Raw genomic sequence first — 1,239 nt, 5'->3', positions numbered from 1 at the left:
TGTAGTGGTTCAATGAACCTGGACACCTCTAAAGGGGATAATTCTCCAACTGAGGTGAGAAATGAGCAGACGGAACATTCCTGAAGAATTCAAGGCAGAAGCAGTCCAGCTGGTGGTCAGCAAGGGCTATTCGTACTCGCAGGCCTGCGAAGCGCTGGGCGTTGGCGATACGGCGTTGCGTCGCTGGGTCGCGCAGTGGCGCGAGCAGCAGGCCAAGCCGCCGCGCACGGCGATAGAGATCGAGACCGACGCACGGCGTATTCGCGAGCTCGAAGCCAAGGTCGCTGATCTGGAGAGGGAGCGGGACATTCTAAAAAAGTCTACGGCCTTCTTCGTCAAGGAAATGGATCGCTTCTCGAAGTAATCCAGTCACTGAAGAAGGTCTGGCCTGTGAGTGTGATGTGTCGGGTGATGAAAGTGGCGGGCAGCAGCTATTACGCGTTCGTCGGGCGGCCGCCTGCTAGCCCTACACCCTGCCCGCAGCTGGCGGCTGCACGCGAGATTCATCGTGAAACCCGCTGCAGCTATGGCAGCCGAAGGATGTCGGACGAGCTTAAAAGGCGTGGTCACAAGGTAGGGCGTTATCGTGCCCACACGCTGATGCAGCGCGCGCAGTTGGTGGTTACCAGAAAGCGCACGCACCGCTATCAGAAGAGCAATGGCGAGGCGCTGGTGGCGCCGAATCTGCTGGCGCGTAACTTCGAGCCGCCGTCCATCAACCAGGTGTGGGCAGGAGATATTACTTATGTGAGAACGCTTCAGGGCTGGTCATATCTGGCCATCGTGATGGACCTGTATTCGCGCCGGATCGTCGGCTGGGCGTTTGCTCTGCTACCTGATACAGGACTGGTCATCAGGGCTTTGCAGCAGGCGCGCGACCAGCGACGTCCGCCGCCAGGGGTGATGTTCCACTCGGATCAGGGATGCCAGTACACCAGCGCGCACTTCGTGAACGAATTGAAGGCAAACGGCATCGTTCAGAGCATGAGCAGAAAGGGAAATTGCTGGGATAACGCGCCAGTGGAGCGTTTCTTTAGAAGCCTGAAAAGCGAATGGATCGACGAGAAAGGGTACTCCGATCACGCGCACGCCGAACACGACATCGGGGCCTACATCGACGACTTTTATAACTACCGTCGCATCCATTCGGCAGCAGGCGGTCAGCCGCCGGCACGATGCGAAGCTTCACTTTTTTAAATATTCCCCTTTCCGGGTGTCCAAGTTTACTTGACCACTACA

At 57.5% G+C, this 1,239-nt stretch carries 1 protein-coding gene; it reads left to right on the top strand.

Annotated elements, in window-relative coordinates; translation table 11 throughout:
• The first annotated feature begins 61 nt into the window (after positions 1 to 61).
• A protein-coding gene (locus tag PQR53_RS38820) for an IS3 family transposase (RefSeq protein WP_408465878.1) occupies positions 62 to 1,197 on the top strand; the annotation gives its coding sequence in 2 pieces (ribosomal slippage) (positions 62 to 320 and positions 320 to 1,197; 1,137 coding nt in all).
• Positions 1,198 to 1,239: the final 42 nt, after the last annotated feature.

The sequence above is a fragment of the Paraburkholderia fungorum genome, from assembly GCF_046027605.1.
GTDB classification, from domain to species: Bacteria; Pseudomonadota; Gammaproteobacteria; order Burkholderiales; family Burkholderiaceae; genus Paraburkholderia; species Paraburkholderia fungorum_F.
This window is presented reverse-complemented; position numbering and strand designations above follow the sequence as displayed.